Genomic DNA, 16893 nt, shown 5'->3' with positions numbered 1-16893 from the left:
TAGGCTTGATTAGGCAGAATTACGGAACGGAGCGTGACCGTCAGCATGAATGAATTCCTGATTCAAGAGTACAGCACCAAGTTCGATCTCCATCCTGTAGTACCGGAGGGAGCTATGTATTCCTTCAATGGAGCTGAATTGGTGGGAGCAGAAGGTATGAAGACCTTCATGGAAACGTATCGTCCGTTAATGAAGGCGCTTGACGATAAAGCTGCCGGGGCATACTTCGGCGGTTACCTCACGAATATTGCACTGGCCGTCCAGTATTCGGTTACCGGCTTCTTGTGCGTGCCGGACTTCAGTCTGGGCAATCTTAACCTTCATCTGATTCCTGCGGACGGTTACTGCCGTATTGCGTTCTCACTTAGCGAGTGGAAGCTTGAACAAGCCCCGGCAGATGAAGAGAGCCGGAAGGCTTGGCGGAATGATGTATATACCGGATTCTATCAAGCAACTGCCGGTCCTCTGATCCGCGCGGCTTCAGAGGTGAGTGGTCTTTCGCTTGGGGAAATCTGGGGCCAGCTGCCGACCAAATTCAATTATTATGTGGAGTCCTTCGCCGCAGAGCTTACAGATCCTGTTCTTCTCCACCGGATGGAGGAAGATTACGCTTATCTGAAGGACGGGCTGCCTGCCGCTGTATTCGGGATGCCACGGAATCCGTTTCAGGTCAAGGTACGGAGAATAGAGTCACTCCCAAGCCCGGAGAAGACGGTACAGATGCGCAACCGCTGCTGCATGTATTACCGGACAGAAGGCGGGCGGCTATGCTACACCTGTCCACGAATGAAGGAAGAAGAGCGGGCCGCGCGGAGGGAAGAATACCGCCGGGAGCAGGCTTCGGCCGGGGGATAGGTTATAATTGGGAATTATGAAACATAATAATGCTGTAAGCAGCTCACAAACCGGCTCCTGTCATTGACAAGGCAGCCTGTTCGTTGTTAAAGTTGGGGTTGCTGAATCATCTTTTTCAATAGAGTTAGGAGCATGAAGAATGAATATTGACAACATATATGAGGAACTGCAGCAGCTGGTCACCGCAGGCTCGCTGAAACGCCACGAGAATCTTAAGGATCTGGTATATACCCGAATGGGCGGCGACGCGGATATTTGGGCTGCTCCGATTACATATGATGAAATTCAGAGAATATCTGCCTATGCACATACTCATAATATCCCGCTTACGGTACTCGGGAATGGTTCGAACGTCATCATCCGTGACGGAGGCATCCGCGGGATCGTCCTTCAGACCTCGGATCTGACCGGGATGGGACTCCGTGACGGGCTGCTCTATGCGGAGTGCGGAGCGAAGATTATTGATGTGTCGAGGTATGCGCTGGCACAGGAGCTGACCGGGCTGGAGTTCGCCTGCGGTATCCCCGGAACGGTAGGCGGGGCTCTGTATATGAATGCCGGAGCCTACGGCGGTGAAGTGAAGGATGTGCTGCATAGCGCGCTTGTGATCGACAAGGACGGACAGCTCATTACCATGCAGGGCGACCAGCTTCAGTGGGGGTACCGCAAAAGCATCTTTGCCAGCGGAGAGTATATTGTGCTGGAGGCCCGCTTCGCGCTGCAGCCGGGTGATCCTGCCGCGATTAAGGCCTCCATGGATGAGCTGACTTATCTCCGCGAATCCAAGCAGCCGCTGGAGTATCCCTCCTGCGGCAGTGTCTTCAAGCGGCCGCCGGGCCGTTATGCCGGCCAGCTGATTCAGGAGAGCGGACTCCAGGGAACGCGTATCGGGGGCGCTGAGGTCTCACGCAAGCATGCCGGATTCATCGTCAATGCCGATAATGCCACAGCCAGCGATTATATCGGACTGATTCAGCATGTTCGTTCTACTGTCAAAGATAAATTCGATGTAGAGCTGGAGACGGAAGTGGAGATTATCGGGGAAGAATTATAATGAAATGAATAGACGTATTGAAGGCCATGGGTACACTCGCCCATGGCCTTATCTTGCCTTCCCGGAGGGTGTGCTGAATCAGCTCAAGGCAATCGAGTATACGGCTCTGTCCGTCTTCAGCTCGGCCTTGTCTTCAGCAACAGCATTCAGCTTAAGTCCGCTCACGGCAATCTCGTAGCTGGGCTGCGGAAGCGGAACCAGCTCTCCGTCAGCATTCAATGTATTTCCTGAGCCCCGGAGGATCAGCGCACTGTCCAGGTATTCATCAATTACATCCTCGGCGTTGCGGTAGTCCACGGACTCCAGAGTAAAGTGGACGGTATCGAGATCGTTCAGTTCCTGCTTGGTAATCACCAGGGTGGCTTGCTTCTGTGCTTCAAGCCAGTCGATAAGCTTCTGAACATTTTGTTCCATATAGGGTCCCATCCTTTGGTTAATAAGAGATTGTTAATTCTAAGTTACCCTTTTCCGGGCAAATGAATCCATATCCCCGGCGCCCGATTGTTTGCCGTTCTTCTATAAGGTGTAAACTACTTCTATGCACTTCTATTCTTTATTACATAACCGGGGAAGGTGAACCTGATGTGGAATGCACTAATGTGGGGCGCTATTTCCGGCTCTGCCGTATTACTCGGGGCACTGCTGGCCTTATTCCTGTCCATTCCGGGCAAGCTGATCGGCTTCATCATGGCCTTCGGGACAGGTGTGCTGATCGGGGCGGCTGCTTATGAGCTGCTGGAGGATTCTGCAAGTGACGGAGGGCTGACTCCGACGATTATCGGTTTTACCGCTGGAGCACTGGTGTTCACGCTGTTTGACTGGCTGATCTCGCGTAAAGGCGGAGCCGGACGCAAACGCTCAGCCAGAGCTTCAGGGAAGACGGAGGCTAAGGGCGGCGGATTGGCTATTTTTGCCGGAACGGTACTGGATGCCATTCCCGAGTCAATTATGATCGGCGCGAGTCTGATTGCCGGCCAGGGAGTAAGTGTGCTGCTGGTCATTGCGATCTTTATCAGTAATATTCCTGAAGGGTTATCCAGCACCGTAGGGCTGAAGCAGGATGGCTACGGCAAAAGCAAAATTATGCTGCTGTGGCTCGGTGTATTAGTAATCTCGACCCTGGCCTCAGGGGCGGGGTATACGTTCATGGATCATGCGAGCGGGTATACGGAAGCGCTGATTGCTTCTTTTGCCGGGGGAGGGATTATTGCGATGGTGTCCTCCAGCATGATGCCGGAAGCCTATGAAGATGGCGGACCGCTAACCGGATTCATCGCTGCCATGGGGCTGCTGTGCTCGCTCATTCTGGATCAGCTGTGAGGGTTGTCAAGTCTCCTGAAGTCATGGTATAGTTCAAGACGCACCATATGTGCAGTCCTAAGTATGAAGAAGAAATCTGCGCCCGCCGCGCAGGAGAGGTTCGCAAACTCCCTCTATAAAAAACTAAGACCATCTTAGTAGAGCCAGGTTTCGAAATCTCGTTCTTCTTTCCAGTTCAGGCCTTGAGCCTAGGGAAAAGAGAGGGGTTTTTTGTCATGTCAGAAGGCAGAATGAAAGAGGAAATGCAGGAGGTTACCCTGCTGGGCAACCAAGGTACGCAGTACAAGTTCGGCTATGATCCGGAGATTCTGGAGGCGTTCGATAACAAGCATCCCGGCCGCGATTATTTCGTCAAATTCAACTGCCCGGAGTTCACCAGCCTGTGTCCGGTTACGGGACAGCCGGATTTCGGTGTGATGTACATCTCGTACATTCCCGATATCCGCATGGTGGAATCCAAATCGCTGAAGCTCTATCTGTTCAGCTTCCGCAACCATGGAGATTTCCACGAAGACTGTGTCAACATTATTATGAATGATCTCATCTCGCTGATGGAGCCCCGCTATATTGAAGTCTGGGGCAAGTTCACGCCGCGCGGCGGCATCTCCATTGATCCTTACTGCAACTGGGGGCGTCCGGGAACCAAATATGAGGCTATGGCCGAGCACCGGCTGGTCAACCATGACCTGTATCCCGAGAAAGTGGACAACCGTTAATCCAGTGAAGTTATGCTCACAGAGCAATAGGAGGAGAGAATTTACGATGAATACAAAAGCACTGGTCGTCTTCAGCGGCGGCCAAGACAGCACCACCTGCCTGGCGTGGGCTTTGCAGCAGTTTGAAGAGGTTCAGGTGGTTACTTTTAATTATAATCAGCGTCATGCGGCTGAGATTGAGGTGGCCCAGGCCATTGCCGCGAAGTTCGGCGTGAAGCAGCATATTCTGGATCTGGGGCTGCTGAACCAGCTGGCCCCGAACGCTTTGACCCGCGATGATATTGAGATCACCGCCGGTGAAGGGGAGGAGCTGCCCAGCACGTTCGTGGATGGCCGGAACCTGCTGTTCCTGTCCTTCGCGGCGATTCTCGCCAAGCAGCTGGGGTACGCCAACATCATCACGGGCGTCTGCCAGACAGACTTCAGCGGGTACCCGGACTGCCGGGATGTATTTGTGAAATCGCTCAATGTCACCCTCAACCTGTCGATGGATTACGAGTTCGTGATTCACACGCCGCTGATGTGGATGGACAAGAAACAAACGTGGAAAATGGCCGATGAGCTGGGCCAGTTCAACTATATCCGGGAGCAGACGCTAACCTGCTATAACGGGATCATCGGCAGCGGCTGCGGCACCTGTCCGGCTTGCCTGCTGCGCCAGCGCGGCCTGGAGCAATATGAGGCGGAGCGCCGGGAGGCGGGATTATAATGCTAGGCGAAGTATCGGTCTGCAAAATATTCACCTTCGATGCTGCCCATCAGCTCATCGGGCATAAGGGCAAATGCTGCAACGTGCATGGGCATACCTACAAGCTTGAGGTGGTGCTGAAGGGCGTTCCGTCCGCTCTGGCAGGCCAGTCGGATGAGGGGTTCGTCGCTGATTTCAGCGACATCAAAGAGATGGTGAAGCAGGCGGTCGTGGACCGGCTGGATCATGCTTTTCTGGCTATGGGCAATGAGCCTGTGCTGGAGACTCTGATGGCAACCGGCTCCAAGGTAGCGCTGCTCTCCTTCCGGACGACGGCTGAGAACATGTCCGCTTATATTGCCTATGAGCTGAAGAAGGCCGCCCTGCCGGTCTATTCGGTTAAGCTATGGGAGACTCCAACCTCTTGGGCGGAGGTGCTGGCTGAAGATATTCCTGATGAGGGGCCGGCTTACCGTCTGTATGGAGGCTGCGACGATGAGTAAGATTCCGGTCATTGAAATGTTCGGTCCGACGATTCAGGGCGAAGGGGCGGTCATTGGCGTCAAAACAATGTTCGTCCGCACCTACGGCTGCGACTACCGCTGCGGCTGGTGTGATTCCGCCTTCACCTGGGACGGCTCAGCCAAAGATAAAGTGACGATGCTGGAGCCGCAGGAGATTCTCTCCGGGCTGCTGGAGCTGGCCGGGGAGAACTTCAATTGTGTTACCATCTCCGGGGGCAATCCCGCGCTGATCGGGGAGGCGATGGGTGAATTCATCTCATTGCTCCATGAACGGGGCATCCAGGCGGCTATTGAGACCCAGGGCAGCCGGTGGCAGGATTGGTTCAGCGAGGTTGATGTGCTGACCATCAGTCCGAAACCGCCAAGCTCCGGGATGAAGACCGACTGGGATAAGCTGGACGAGATTATGGGTAGAGTGGCTAACAACGGCAAGGCTGCACATAGTCTGAAGGTGGTTATATTTGACGGGGAAGATTATGAATATGCCCGGAAGGTGCACTTCAAGTACCCGGAGGTTCCGCTGTTTCTTCAGCCGGGCAACGATAATGTCACCGAGGAAGGCGACATATCGGGCCGCCTCTTGGGCCGGCTGGAATGGCTGTTCAACCTGGTCATTGCCGACCCGCAGATGAACCGTGCCCGCGTCCTGCCGCAGCTTCATGCGCTGATCTGGCATAATAAGCGGGGGAAATAAGGCTGGCACATGATATATGGAATGAAGACCGAGCTTCCGCAATGCGGAGGTCCGGTCTTTTTCGTATGGTCCCCCGGTCCGCCTACTCTTCCTTCGGAGTGCTTGCATCCAATTCCTTTATCCTGGTGATCCCGGATACGCTTCCAGAGTGAGTTATCAGTTATAATATTAGGGAGTATTAGTGCTTAAATGCCATGATTACAGCATATGGAGGAGGGAATGTAATGGAATTCAAAAGCCCGCAGATTAATCTGTATGTCACAGATTTAGACCGTTCAAGAACATTTTATGAGAAGCTAGGGTTTAAGTTGACTTTCACTGCGGAAATAGAGGGTGAAGCCGTGCATCATGAACTTGTGCTGGATGGCTTCAAGCTGGGGCTGGCCAGCAGGACTTCAGCGAATAAGGTGCATGGGCTGACGCCTGGAACCAATACTGGCAGCGAGCTGGCTCTGTGGACAGAGGATACGGATCTGGCGCTTCAATACCTGCTGGAGAACGGCGGTACACTTCTGTCGGCAGCACATGATTTCCTGGATGATCTGCGGTCCGCATGGATAAGTGATCCGGACGGCAATCCGGTCCAGCTGGTATGCAGACGCTTGGCGCCGGAATTGTGATGAAGCGTTCAGAACAGGAGATCGTATCCCCATGAACCAAGTGATTAATGCCATGAAGCCAATCCGCCGGTCCAAGCTGAGGATGTTTGCCGGCAAGCGCTATTTTACCTGGAAAAGATACTGGAAATGGATCACTGCACGCAGCATTCTCGCCAAAGAACAGCTTACAGAAGCACTGCCCTATGAAGCAGCCAGCCACGCGACACCGCTAATGCGGAAACTGCGCAATGTGGATATGCAGCTTCAATACAACAAAGTAACAAACCTGCGCCTCGCGGTCGCAAGACTTGACGGCCTCGTGATTCACCCCGGCGAGACCTTCTCCTATTGGCGCAGGATCGGCAAGCCGACGAGGAGAAAAGGTTACCTGGACGGCATGGTCCTGCATTATGGCGGTTTCCGTTCCGGTACAGGCGGAGGACTCTGCCAGCTCTCCAATCTGATCTATTGGATGACGCTTCATACTCCGCTGACGGTTACCGAACGGCACCGGCACAGCTATGATGTTTTCCCCGACGAGCAGCGGACCCAGCCTTTTGGCAGCGGGGCTACCTGTGCTTATAACTATCTGGATCTCCAGCTTAGAAACGATACACAGCATACGTACCAGCTTAAGCTGTATTTGGATGAGACCCATCTTCATGGAGAATGGCGTTGTGACGGACAGCAGCTCTACAACTACGAAGTGTACGAGGAGGGTCATCGCATCAGTCTGGAGCCTTGGGGCGGTTACATCCGGCGCAATGCGATCCGCCGCCGGGTACTGACGCATGCCGGTGAACTGGCGGACGACGAGGCGGTGGCGGAGAATCATGCGCTGATGATGTATTCACCGCTACTACGCGGATAAATCTTGAGGATTCGGGGGTATAACATAGTAGAGCGTGGAATTTAGCAGCCTGCTAAATTTATAATCCTACTACCGAAGGAGTGACCCCAACTATGAAGGCAGTAACCTACCAGGGTAAAAAGAAGGTCGAGGTTAAGGAAGTCGCCGATGCGCGGCTGGAGAAGAAGGATGATATCATTGTACGAATTACCTCAACGGCCATTTGCGGATCGGACCTGCATATCTATAATGGAGAAATTCCCGGCATGCATGATGATTACATTATCGGGCATGAGCCGATGGGGATTGTTGAAGAGATCGGTCCGGAGGTGACCAAGGTGAAGAAGGGGGACCGGGTGATTATCCCTTTTAATGTAGCCTGCGGACAGTGTTACTTCTGCCAGCATGAGATGGAGAGCCAGTGTGATCACGCCAATGAGGCCAAGGATACCGGCGGTTATCTGGGCTATTCCGATTCTTATGGCGGTTTCGCGGGAGGACAGGCTGAGCTGCTGCGTGTGCCTTACGGCAATTTCGGACCTTTTGTCGTCCCGGAGGATGCTGAAATGGAGGATGAGAAGCTGCTGTTCCTCTCGGATATTGTGCCTACCGCCTGGTGGGGCGTCGAGAATGCCGGGGTAAAGCCTGGGGATACGGTGATTGTGCTTGGCTGCGGTCCGGTCGGCCTGCTGACTCAGAAGTTCGCCTGGATGAAGGGCGCCTCCCGTGTCATTGCTGTAGACCATATCCCTTACCGGCTGCAGCACGCGAAGCTGACCAATAATGTGGAGATTGTGAATTTTGAAGAAACGAAGGACGTTGAGCTGTACCTGAAGGAAATCACACGCGGCGGGGCGGATGTGGTCATTGACTGTGTAGGCCTCGATGCCAAGAAGACGGTTGTAGAAAAAGTAGAGACCGCCTTAATGCTACAGGGCGGTTCCCTGGGCGCTTTCCGCATCGCGTCAGAGGTAGTCCGCAAGTTCGGTACCATTCAGCTTGTGGGAGTATATGGGCTGAACTATAACCTGTTCCCGCTCGGTCATCTGTTTGAACGCAATATTACGCTGAAAATGGGACAGGCACCGGTCATTCATTACATGCCTCAGCTGTATAAGATGATTAAGGAGAATAAGTTCGATCCCACAGATATCATCACCCACCGGCTGCCGATCAGCAGAGCGGAGCATGGGTATAAGGTATTTCAGGAGAAGGAAGAGGACTGCATCAAGGTAGTGCTTAAGCCGTAGGCTGGAGCAGCTTACACAGGATATAGACTGATAAAAGGCAAGGAACCTGTCTTTGGGCGGATTCCCTGCCTTTATTCGTGAAAATATGCTGCTTTTTTCGGCAAATTGCGTTAAATTAACATAATGAGTCTTACAACCAATGAAGGGGCGTTCTGCTATGCGTACCAACAAACCGCCCGTTCCTGTTCCTCTGCTGATGGTGATCGGAATTGTGGCTATTTCATTCTCTTCGATCTTCATTAAATGGTCGTCTGCTCCAGTGTCGGTCCAAGGGATGTACCGGCTGCTGTTCACCTCGCTGCTGATGCTGCCGTTCGCCCGTCCTTATAGCGGCGCAGCTTGGGCGCTGCGGCTGAAGGATTGGCTGCTGCTCGGAGTCTCCGGTGTAATGCTGGCCCTTCATTTCCTGCTCTGGATGGGCTCGCTGAATTATACTTCGGTGGCCAGCTCGACGATGATCATGGCCTTGGAGCCGTTATTCATTATGCTCGGTGCATACATACTGTATAAAGAGCGAAACAGCCTCTCTGCCATGCTGGGTATGGCTATTGCCATTTTCGGGGTAGTCTTTATCGGCTGGGGTGATATTGGGCTGTCCGCCGAGAATCTGAAGGGTGATATGTTATCGGTGGGCGGAACGGTTGCTGTAGCGGCACATCTGCTGATCGGACAGAAGCTGGTGGCACGTATGCCCTCGTATCTGTACAGCCTGATTGTGTTTATCTCTGCGGCTATCGTATTTGCCATCTATAATCTCATCACCGGCACGGCGTTCTTCGATTATCCGGCCCGGGAATGGGGCATCTTTGTCCTGCTGGCGGTAGTGCCCACTGTCTTCGGCCATATTCTGTTTAACTGGCTGCTGCAATATGCATCGGCAACTACCGTCTCGATGAATATTCTCGGAGAGCCTGTCGGCGCAAGCATTCTCGCGTTCCTGCTGCTGGGTGAGCAGCTCAGTCGTCTACAGTGGGCGGGAGGCGTGCTGGTAATGGCCGGGCTGGGCGTCTATCTGTATGCCGGGCGCAGGAAGGCGGCCAAGCTTCAGGAAAGTCTGCCGAATGCGTCATAAGGGCAGCACCGTGGCTTTGATTAACTAGAACATAACTAAAGGGGTAACGAGCAATGAATGAACAAGATCAGAATGAGAACGAACCCGCAGGACTGAACGGCGGGGCTGCTCCTTCCAGTGAAGAATTGTGGAATGAGGATACTTATGCAGCCTGGACGGCCCGGTTCGGAACCCCTGCCGAGGCAGCGGGGAAGCTGGCTGCAGATCCTGCTGGGAAGCTGTTTCCGCTGAACCGCTATTTCGGTGAAGTGAAGGGCCGCAGGATCATGAATCTGATGGGCTCGAACGGCATGAAGGCCGTGGCGCTCGGGCTGCTTGGGGCGGAAGTCACCGTAGCCGATTTCTCGGAGGCCAATGCCCGGTATGCGAATGAATTGGCGCAGGCGGCTGGGGTACAGCTGACCTATATCGTGTCGGATGTACTAGCATTGCCGGAAGCTGTGCTCGACAACACCTATGATCTGGTATTTGCGGAGATGGGGATTGTGCATTATTTTACCGACTTGGCTCCGTTCATGGCTACAGTACAGCGTCTGCTGGCACCGGGCGGGACGTTCGTCCTGCGGGATTTCCATCCGGTAACGACGAAGCTGATCTCCTCCAAGGGTTCAACAGCCAAGGTGCGTAAGCATAAGGTAAGCGGAGATTATTTCGATACGGCGCTTGAAGAGAAGCAGGTGTCTTATTCCAAATACATGCCTTCTCCAGGAGTGGCGTCAGAAGCAGACAAGCCGAATACAGTCTACTGGCGGCGCTGGACACTGGGCGAGATTGTTACGGCAGCTGCGGCTGGTGGACTGATCATACAGGAGCTGGCAGAGGAGCCTAACCTATCGTCGGATGTGTATGATAAAGGAATTCCTAAGACCTTCACCCTAGTAGCACACAAAAAATAAGCTTCACTTCAGACGGTATCTTGGCCGCGCAGTTACATTCCTGCGCGGCGGGGATACCGTTTTGTTTTGTATATCCGCCTGTTGTTGGATCAGTCACCAGCCGCCATCTCCGCAAAAGCCTTCTGCAATGGAGAAAGTGTATAATCCTTGCGCCAAGCCAGCACAAACGCTCCGTCTCCGGGATGAATTCCCGGCAGCCCGGCATAAGCAAGACGCCCCGCAGCAACCTCGGCGGCAATCCCCGATTTAGAGAAGACACCCACCATTCCGCCTGTATACAGCATGCCTTTGACAGCCTCCGGCGAGCCCAGGACCGCATGATTCCATACTCTAACGTTATTCAGCTGTGTCCATTGGTCGGAGATTCCGCGCAGGTAGGAGGCGGCTTCATGCTGAACCCAAGGCTCGCGCGCTACATCTTGAGCGGTAAGCTCCGGCAGAGCGGCCAACGGATGCTCTGGCGCAAACACCAGCACCGTCTCATCCGGGGCGATCACTTGGGTGTGGAAGGAATCATCCTGGCCTTCCGCACTATGCAGCACTGCGAGCTGGATCTCCCGGCTGCGCAAGCGCTCCCGGATGACGTCATCCGGGAGCACGGACAAGAAGACATCAATCCCGTTATGCTGCGCTGTGAATTGAGACAGCAGTTTGGGCACAAGATAACTTGCAGGGATATCACTGGCGGTAAGCTCCAGATTCCCTGAAGCCAGCGAGGTGAACTGCTTAACGGTCCGCTCCGCTTCTGCGGTCAGCGAGACAATGCGGACAGCATATTGATACAGGGCGCGTCCGGCATCCGTCAGCAGGACCCGGCCGCTCCGGTACTGGAACAGGGAAGCGCCAAGCTCGCTCTCCAGACTCTTCATGTGGAAGGAGACGGTAGGCTGCTTAAGATCCATCTCGGCGGCTACATCTGTTACTTTTTTATATTTTTCAATGAGGACTAAGATTTGTAACTTTACAAGGTTCATGAAGATTCCTCCGTGGATGTAGCAATAAGCTGCTGATTGTTGATTCAATATAGAATATATCTATAACACTATACAAATTATATTATAACTTTTATCTTCCGTTTTACAAACTCAGGACTTTTATCTAACGAACGGGCCCTAGAATAAGAAGAGTCAAGAGACGCCAATAGAAATGCAATCATGCTTCCCAAGCGAGTTTTGTACGAAGCAGGACAGAATGCAGCAGGGCACTCACCAAACCTTAGGAGGAACAAAAACAATGCAATTCAGAAAATCGTGGATCATGGCTTTGGCTCTTACAAGTGTAGTAGCACTTTCGGCATGCGGTAACGGGGGAAATAAAGCGACAACCAATAACGGAGGGAATACACCGGCTGCAACAAATACAGAAACCAGTAGCGGTGCTAAATTAAGCGGTTCGATCCTGGCTTCAGGCTCCACAGCCCTTCAACCTCTCGTAGAGCAGGTAGCTGAGTCATTCATGAATGCCAATGCAGGCGTGGACATTCAGGTTCAAGGCGGCGGCAGCGGAACAGGACTGACACAAGTTTCTGAGAAGCAAGTAGATATCGGGAACTCGGACGTATTCGCAGAAGAGAAGCTGAAGGATGCGGCTAAAGCGGCTGAGCTTGTGGATCATCAGGTGGCTGTTGTAGCGATTGCGGCAGTAAGTAATCCGGCAGCAGGCGTTGACAGTCTGACCAAGCAACAGCTGGTTGATATCTTCACCGGCAAAATTACGAACTGGAAAGACGTTGGCGGTGCCGACCAAGCGATCCAGATCATCAACCGTCCGGCAAGCTCAGGTACACGTGCTACCTTCGAAAGCTTTGCCCTTGGCACCAAAACGGAAGATCAGAAGGGTTCGATCCAAGAGGATTCTTCCGGTACGGTTAAGAAAATGATCGGCGAAACGCCGGGCGCTATCGGTTACCTGGCACTGTCCTACCTGGATGATTCCGTAAAAACACTGAATTACGACGGTGTTGAGCCTTCTGTAGATAATGTAATTGCCGGTAAATATCCGGTGTGGGCTTACGAGCACATGTACACCAATGGTGAGCCGAATGAAACGGTAAAAGCTTTCCTCGACTACTTCCTGACGGACGAAGTGCAGACGGGCGACGTAGTAGAGCTTGGCTACATCCCGGCTTCCAAAATGCAGGTATCGCGTGATGTTGCAGGAACCGTAACCCCTAAATAATATTCACGGCTTCACTAAGTACCATCCATTAGAACTTCAGTGTGATTAGAGGCGGATACTTTCTGCCTCTCTTTTCACTTTAGAAAGAGGGAGCAACTTGAGGGTGAAATCAAAAAATACGCGGCTTGAAAAACATCATATAGAGAATTTAGTCGGACGCATTTACATGTCCTTTTGCGTGCTGCTATTGGTTGTCATTATTGTATCCATGGTCTATTTCGTAGCCTCCAAAGGGATTGCCAACTTTGTTAACGGTGAAGTGAAGATTTCTGAATTCCTGCTGGGCACCAAATGGGCGCCTGAAGCCGATACGCCTTCCTACGGAGCATTTCCCTTCATCTCCGGGTCGTTCCTGGTTACCCTGCTTGCTGCGCTGATTGCGAGTCCGCTCAGCATATGCGCTGCGCTCTTCATGACGGAGATTGTTCCGGGCTGGGGCAAAAAGCTGCTGCAGCCGGTCATTGAGCTGCTGTCAGGTATTCCATCCGTCGTCTATGGATTCGTTGGTTTAAGCGTCATTGTGCCTTTTCTGCGGGATACGTTGCCCGGTCAGGGCATCGGGGTTGCTGCAGGCGCGCTAGTGCTGTCGGTCATGATTCTGCCGACCATTACCAGCGTGGCTGCAGACGCGCTTGCTTCTTTGCCGCAAAATTTGAAAGAGTCTTCCTTTGCGCTCGGTGCCACACGCTGGCAGACGATTTCCCGGGTCATTCTCCCGACGACCTTTCCGGCTATTATGACAGGGGTTGTACTTGGTATGGCCCGTGCATTCGGCGAGGCCCTTGCCGTACAGATGGTTATCGGTAACGCACCCTTCATACCACACTCATTGTTCGAGTCTGCATCCACGCTCACCAGTGTAATTACGCTGGGCATGGGGAATACGACGATGGGTTCACCGCAGAACAACGCGCTATGGAGTATGGCGCTGGTGCTGATGCTGATGACCTTTGTATTCGTACTGCTGGTAAGAATGCTCGAAAGGAGGAATAAAATTTGAAGCCGAGAACTGCTGACAAAGTAGCCACTGCCGTTATCGTAACATTTGCATTACTCATTGTAGCCATCCTGATTAGCTTGCTCGGATATATCCTGATCCGCGGGATGAATCACATCAGCTGGGACTTCCTGACTTCCGCACCGCAGAAGATCCGCGCAGGCGGAGGGGTCGGGCCACAGCTGTTCAACTCTTTGTTCCTCCTGGTGCTGACCCTGATTATCACCGTGCCGCTGGGGCTGGGTGCAGGAATCTTCATGGCTGAGTATGCCCGTCCCGGCAAGCTGACGAACTTCATACGTCTGGTTGTGGAAGTATTGTCTTCCTTCCCTTCAATTATCGTCGGCCTGTTCGGCCTCTTGTTAATCGTCAACACCTTCAATCTCGGATTCTCTCTGATCTCCGGAGCACTCGCGCTAACCTTCTTCAACCTTCCGCTGATGGTGCGGATCACAGAGCAAGCGTTCCGTACAGTGCCTAAGCAGCAGAAGGAAGCGGGGTTCGCACTCGGTTTATCCAAATGGAAAATCGTGACCTCGGTATTGCTCCCGGTAGCTCTGCCGACCATTATTACCGGTACGATCCTCTCGGCCGGACGCGTGTTCGGGGAAGCAGCAGCGCTGATGTTCACAGCGGGGATGAGCAGTCCGCGCCTGGACTTCAGCAACTGGAACCCGCTTAGCCCTTCCTCACCGCTTAATCCGTTCCGTCCGGCGGAGACGCTGGCGGTGCATATCTGGAAGGTCAACAGTGAAGGGCTGGCACCGGATGCGCTGCAGATTGCAGCAGGCGCTTCGGCCGTGCTGGTACTGACCGTACTGATCTTCAATCTGGCTGCACGTTACTTCGGCAGATTCATCTACCGCAAGCTCACCGCATCTAAGAGAATGAACTAGACTTGGATCAGCACAATTTCAATAAAAGTCTGTAGGAGGAATAGAAGATGGGAATAGCGGAACCAGTGGTGCGTGAATCGTTTCAAACAGAGGAACTCAGTATTTTTTATGGCACATATGAGGCGGTAAAAGGGATCAGCCTTCCGTTTGCCCAGAATACGGTAACCGCACTGATTGGCCCGTCGGGCTGCGGTAAATCTACCTTCCTCCGGTCACTCAACCGGATGAATGACGATATTTCCGGCTCTACAACCAAAGGCAGCATCTGGATTGACGGAATTGATATTAATGCTTCAGGAACCGATGTAATCAAGCTGCGGCAAAAGATCGGTATGGTCTGGCAGAAGCCGAACCCCTTCTACAAATCGATCTATGACAATATCGCCTTTGGCCCGAAATACCACGGGGTTAAGGGCAAACAGGCCCTGGACGAGATCGTGGAGAGCAGCCTGCGCCGCGCCGCCTTATGGGACGAGGTCAAAGACCGCTTGAAGGACTCGGCACTGGCGCTCTCCGGCGGACAGCAGCAGCGTCTGTGTATCGCCCGGGCACTGTCGGTGAACCCGCAGATTCTGCTGCTCGATGAGCCGGCTTCGGCGCTTGATCCCGTATCGACCGGCAAGGTGGAGGAGCTGATTAAGGAGCTGAAGGAGGAGCTGCGCATCGTTATCGTGACCCATAACATGCAGCAGGCTGCGCGGATCTCGGATTATACAGCGTACTTCTATCTGGGCTCCCTTGTCGAATATGACAAGACCGAGAAGGTATTCACCAACCCGGAGAATCAGATGACTCAGGAATACATTATGGGCCGTTTCGGCTGAGGCATAGAGATCACAGGACACCATCCATTGCGGGTGGTGTTTTTTTATAAATATAGAATTTATATATTGCACACGATAACTTATTCTTGCAAAACTAATGTAATTAGTTTATATTTTAACTAATGACATTAGTTTTGAGGAGGATTCTTATGAGAGTGACGCAAGAGGGTGATTTGTATCAGCTTACCTGGCTGCCGCGAATATTTCCGGTGAATTGCTACCTGGTGGAAGAAGAGCAAGGACTTACTTTAATAGATGCGGGGATGTCCTATAGTCTGCAAGGGATTCTGAATCAGGTTGCCAAGCTTGGTAAGCCGCTGACCCGGATTATTCTCACTCATGGTCATATGGATCATGTCGGGGCGCTCGATGCGCTCAAGAAGCGGGTTCCGGACGCCAAGGTCTATATCTCGGAGCGGGATGCGGCGCTATTGGCCGGTGACCGCTCACTTAGAGCCGATGAGCAGCAGACCCCTATCAAGGGCAGCGTACCCGGCAAAATAGGTACCAGACCCGATGTACTGCTGCATGACGGTGATACCATCGGCTCCCTGACCGCGATCAGTACTCCCGGACATACTCCGGGATCAATGTCTTTCCAGGATCAGCGCAGTGGAGCCCTGATTGTCGGAGATGCGTTCCAGACCTTCCGGGCAACGGCAGTCTCCGGCAAGAAGGTCCCCTGGTTTCCTTTTCCGGCCATGGCGACCTGGAGTCTGGATCAGGCGCTGAGGAGTGCGTACAAGCTGATTGATCTAGCCCCTACCATACTGGCTGTAGGCCACGGAGATCTGCTGAGGGAACCGGTAGAGGCTATGAAGCAGGCGGCGGAAGAGGCTGGGAAGCTAATTGGGGAAGGAGCACATGTGCATGGCTAGAGCAGGACTGGATACACACACGCTGGTACTGGCCGCAGCAGAGCTGGCAGACGCGCACGGAATGGAGGAAGTTACGCTTGCTGCGCTGGCCGCCAAGCTGGGCGTTCGTTCTCCGTCGCTCTATAATCACATTAACGGACTCCCGGGGTTGCGCACTCTGCTGGCGGTGCATGGTCTGGAGCGGCTCTATGAGGTCATGTCTGCGGCAACGGAAGGGGTCAGTGGAGAGGCTGCGGTTCATGCCATGAGCCAGGCCTATATTGGATTCGCCAGGCAGCATCCGGGACTGTACCAGACGACCCTAAAAGCACCGGAGCAGGGAGATACCACTCTGGAAGCGGCAGGCGGGAAGATCCTGTCACTGATCCTCCAGGTGTTATCCGGCTTCGGATTAGACGAGGAAGGGAAGCTGCATGCCGTCCGGGGACTACGGAGTATTCTGCACGGCTTCTCGACTCTGGAGCAACAAGGCGGCTTCGGAATGCCGCTGGACCTAAGTGTCAGTCTTACCAGGCTGATCCGCACTTATATTGCCGGAATCCGCTGTATGGGAGCGGAAGCAGACAGCCCGGAATGAAATAAAGAGCAATCTCCAAGTGAGG

General features: G+C 53.2%; 20 protein-coding genes and 1 riboswitch. Of the genes, 18 read left to right on the top strand and 2 right to left on the bottom strand.

The window, feature by feature from the left end; translation table 11 throughout:
* The first annotated feature begins 45 nt into the window (after positions 1 to 45).
* Together KDC22_RS18025 and murB are read left to right on the top strand one after the other, a co-directional pair.
* Positions 46 to 855, top strand: coding sequence for a (2Fe-2S)-binding protein (locus KDC22_RS18025; RefSeq protein WP_211719896.1), 810 nt, complete (start codon positions 46 to 48; stop codon positions 853 to 855).
* A 139-nt stretch (positions 856 to 994) separates the two neighbouring features.
* Positions 995 to 1909 carry a UDP-N-acetylmuramate dehydrogenase gene (gene murB, locus KDC22_RS18020; RefSeq protein ID WP_173136971.1) on the top strand — a complete coding sequence of 305 codons (915 nt, stop codon included), beginning with the start codon at positions 995 to 997 and terminating at the stop codon, positions 1907 to 1909.
* Positions 1910 to 1987: 78 nt separating this feature from the next.
* On the opposite strand, the gene ymzB is transcribed toward murB, so the two are convergent.
* A complete protein-coding gene (ymzB, locus tag KDC22_RS18015; protein ID WP_211719895.1) occupies positions 1988 to 2323 on the bottom strand; it encodes a protein YmzB in 336 nt (111 codons plus the stop codon).
* Between the two features lie 168 nt (positions 2324 to 2491).
* Between ymzB and KDC22_RS18010 the strand changes: the two genes are divergently transcribed.
* The 10 genes from KDC22_RS18010 to KDC22_RS17965 all read left to right on the top strand — a co-directional run bounded on the left by KDC22_RS18010 (position 2492) and on the right by KDC22_RS17965 (position 10518).
* On the top strand, positions 2492 to 3229 hold the full coding sequence (locus tag KDC22_RS18010; RefSeq protein WP_173136974.1) for a ZIP family metal transporter: 738 nt from the start codon (positions 2492 to 2494) through the stop codon (positions 3227 to 3229).
* An 89-nt stretch (positions 3230 to 3318) separates the two neighbouring features.
* Positions 3319 to 3362: riboswitch (PreQ1 riboswitch) on the top strand.
* An 82-nt stretch (positions 3363 to 3444) separates the two neighbouring features.
* Positions 3445 to 3945, top strand: coding sequence for a preQ(1) synthase (gene queF, locus KDC22_RS18005; protein ID WP_173136976.1), 501 nt, complete (start codon positions 3445 to 3447; stop codon positions 3943 to 3945).
* Between the two features lie 46 nt (positions 3946 to 3991).
* Positions 3992 to 4654, top strand: coding sequence for a 7-cyano-7-deazaguanine synthase QueC (queC, locus tag KDC22_RS18000; RefSeq protein WP_211719894.1), 663 nt, complete (start codon positions 3992 to 3994; stop codon positions 4652 to 4654).
* Complete coding sequence (locus tag KDC22_RS17995; protein ID WP_211719893.1) at positions 4654 to 5136, top strand: 6-pyruvoyl trahydropterin synthase family protein; 483 nt, start codon at positions 4654 to 4656, stop codon at positions 5134 to 5136. Before queC ends, KDC22_RS17995 begins: the two co-directional genes overlap by 1 nt.
* A complete protein-coding gene (gene queE, locus KDC22_RS17990) occupies positions 5129 to 5851 on the top strand; it encodes a 7-carboxy-7-deazaguanine synthase QueE (RefSeq protein ID WP_173136982.1) in 723 nt (240 codons plus the stop codon). Before KDC22_RS17995 ends, queE begins: the two co-directional genes overlap by 8 nt.
* Positions 5852 to 6075: 224 nt before the next feature.
* Positions 6076 to 6471: a VOC family protein gene (locus KDC22_RS17985; RefSeq protein ID WP_211719892.1), complete on the top strand. Its 396-nt coding sequence runs from the start codon at positions 6076 to 6078 to the stop codon at positions 6469 to 6471.
* A gap of 31 nt (positions 6472 to 6502) precedes the next feature.
* A complete protein-coding gene (locus KDC22_RS17980) occupies positions 6503 to 7321 on the top strand; it encodes a VanW family protein (protein ID WP_211719891.1) in 819 nt (272 codons plus the stop codon).
* A gap of 92 nt (positions 7322 to 7413) precedes the next feature.
* Positions 7414 to 8550, top strand: coding sequence for a zinc-dependent alcohol dehydrogenase (locus KDC22_RS17975; RefSeq protein WP_211719890.1), 1137 nt, complete (start codon positions 7414 to 7416; stop codon positions 8548 to 8550).
* 157 nt (positions 8551 to 8707) lie between these two features.
* The gene (locus tag KDC22_RS17970; RefSeq protein WP_211719889.1) at positions 8708 to 9622 is read left to right on the top strand and encodes a DMT family transporter; all 915 of its coding nucleotides are present in this window, start codon (positions 8708 to 8710) and stop codon (positions 9620 to 9622) included.
* Positions 9623 to 9675: 53 nt separating this feature from the next.
* Complete coding sequence (locus tag KDC22_RS17965) at positions 9676 to 10518, top strand: class I SAM-dependent methyltransferase (RefSeq protein ID WP_211719888.1); 843 nt, start codon at positions 9676 to 9678, stop codon at positions 10516 to 10518.
* Between the two features lie 89 nt (positions 10519 to 10607).
* On the opposite strand, the gene KDC22_RS17960 is transcribed toward KDC22_RS17965, so the two are convergent.
* Entirely contained in the window at positions 10608 to 11492 is an 885-nt protein-coding gene (locus KDC22_RS17960) for a LysR family transcriptional regulator (RefSeq protein ID WP_211719887.1), read from the bottom strand.
* Positions 11493 to 11751: 259 nt separating this feature from the next.
* Here KDC22_RS17960 and KDC22_RS17955 point away from each other — a divergent pair, with 259 nt between their 5' ends.
* The 6 genes from KDC22_RS17955 to KDC22_RS17930 all read left to right on the top strand — a co-directional run bounded on the left by KDC22_RS17955 (position 11752) and on the right by KDC22_RS17930 (position 16868).
* The gene (locus tag KDC22_RS17955; protein ID WP_211719886.1) at positions 11752 to 12696 is read left to right on the top strand and encodes a phosphate ABC transporter substrate-binding protein PstS family protein; all 945 of its coding nucleotides are present in this window, start codon (positions 11752 to 11754) and stop codon (positions 12694 to 12696) included.
* Between the two features lie 97 nt (positions 12697 to 12793).
* Positions 12794 to 13696 carry a phosphate ABC transporter permease subunit PstC gene (pstC, locus tag KDC22_RS17950; protein WP_211719885.1) on the top strand — a complete coding sequence of 301 codons (903 nt, stop codon included), beginning with the start codon at positions 12794 to 12796 and terminating at the stop codon, positions 13694 to 13696.
* Positions 13693 to 14589 carry a phosphate ABC transporter permease PstA gene (pstA, locus tag KDC22_RS17945; RefSeq protein ID WP_173136997.1) on the top strand — a complete coding sequence of 299 codons (897 nt, stop codon included), beginning with the start codon at positions 13693 to 13695 and terminating at the stop codon, positions 14587 to 14589. Before pstC ends, pstA begins: the two co-directional genes overlap by 4 nt.
* A 47-nt stretch (positions 14590 to 14636) precedes the next feature.
* Entirely contained in the window at positions 14637 to 15413 is a 777-nt protein-coding gene (gene pstB, locus KDC22_RS17940; RefSeq protein WP_173136998.1) for a phosphate ABC transporter ATP-binding protein PstB, read from the top strand.
* A 149-nt stretch (positions 15414 to 15562) separates the two neighbouring features.
* A complete protein-coding gene (locus tag KDC22_RS17935; protein WP_211719884.1) occupies positions 15563 to 16291 on the top strand; it encodes an MBL fold metallo-hydrolase in 729 nt (242 codons plus the stop codon).
* Complete coding sequence (locus KDC22_RS17930; RefSeq protein ID WP_211719883.1) at positions 16284 to 16868, top strand: TetR/AcrR family transcriptional regulator; 585 nt, start codon at positions 16284 to 16286, stop codon at positions 16866 to 16868. The genes KDC22_RS17935 and KDC22_RS17930 overlap by 8 nt, the downstream gene beginning before the upstream one ends.
* Positions 16869 to 16893 lie beyond the last annotated feature (25 nt).

Origin of the sequence: Paenibacillus tritici (genome assembly GCF_018207515.1) — a bacterium.
GTDB lineage: Bacteria > Bacillota > Bacilli > Paenibacillales > Paenibacillaceae > Paenibacillus_AQ > Paenibacillus_AQ tritici.
This window is presented reverse-complemented; position numbering and strand designations above follow the sequence as displayed.

Bases quoted from the DNA above. Each gene is read 5' to 3' on its own strand.
- KDC22_RS18025 (WP_211719896.1), top strand. From the start codon at position 46: ATGAATGAATTCCTGATTCAAGAGTACAGCACCAAGTTCGATCTCCAT.
- murB (WP_173136971.1), top strand. From the start codon at position 995: ATGAATATTGACAACATATATGAGGAACTGCAGCAGCTGGTCACCGCA.
- ymzB (WP_211719895.1), bottom strand. From the start codon at position 2,323: ATGGAACAAAATGTTCAGAAGCTTATCGACTGGCTTGAAGCACAGAAG.
- KDC22_RS18010 (WP_173136974.1), top strand. From the start codon at position 2,492: ATGTGGAATGCACTAATGTGGGGCGCTATTTCCGGCTCTGCCGTATTA.
- queF (WP_173136976.1), top strand. From the start codon at position 3,445: ATGTCAGAAGGCAGAATGAAAGAGGAAATGCAGGAGGTTACCCTGCTG.
- queC (WP_211719894.1), top strand. From the start codon at position 3,992: ATGAATACAAAAGCACTGGTCGTCTTCAGCGGCGGCCAAGACAGCACC.
- KDC22_RS17995 (WP_211719893.1), top strand. From the start codon at position 4,654: ATGCTAGGCGAAGTATCGGTCTGCAAAATATTCACCTTCGATGCTGCC.
- queE (WP_173136982.1), top strand. From the start codon at position 5,129: ATGAGTAAGATTCCGGTCATTGAAATGTTCGGTCCGACGATTCAGGGC.
- KDC22_RS17985 (WP_211719892.1), top strand. From the start codon at position 6,076: ATGGAATTCAAAAGCCCGCAGATTAATCTGTATGTCACAGATTTAGAC.
- KDC22_RS17980 (WP_211719891.1), top strand. From the start codon at position 6,503: ATGAACCAAGTGATTAATGCCATGAAGCCAATCCGCCGGTCCAAGCTG.
- KDC22_RS17975 (WP_211719890.1), top strand. From the start codon at position 7,414: ATGAAGGCAGTAACCTACCAGGGTAAAAAGAAGGTCGAGGTTAAGGAA.
- KDC22_RS17970 (WP_211719889.1), top strand. From the start codon at position 8,708: ATGCGTACCAACAAACCGCCCGTTCCTGTTCCTCTGCTGATGGTGATC.
- KDC22_RS17965 (WP_211719888.1), top strand. From the start codon at position 9,676: ATGAATGAACAAGATCAGAATGAGAACGAACCCGCAGGACTGAACGGC.
- KDC22_RS17960 (WP_211719887.1), bottom strand. From the start codon at position 11,492: ATGAACCTTGTAAAGTTACAAATCTTAGTCCTCATTGAAAAATATAAA.
- KDC22_RS17955 (WP_211719886.1), top strand. From the start codon at position 11,752: ATGCAATTCAGAAAATCGTGGATCATGGCTTTGGCTCTTACAAGTGTA.
- pstB (WP_173136998.1), top strand. From the start codon at position 14,637: ATGGGAATAGCGGAACCAGTGGTGCGTGAATCGTTTCAAACAGAGGAA.
- KDC22_RS17935 (WP_211719884.1), top strand. From the start codon at position 15,563: ATGAGAGTGACGCAAGAGGGTGATTTGTATCAGCTTACCTGGCTGCCG.
- KDC22_RS17930 (WP_211719883.1), top strand. From the start codon at position 16,284: ATGGCTAGAGCAGGACTGGATACACACACGCTGGTACTGGCCGCAGCA.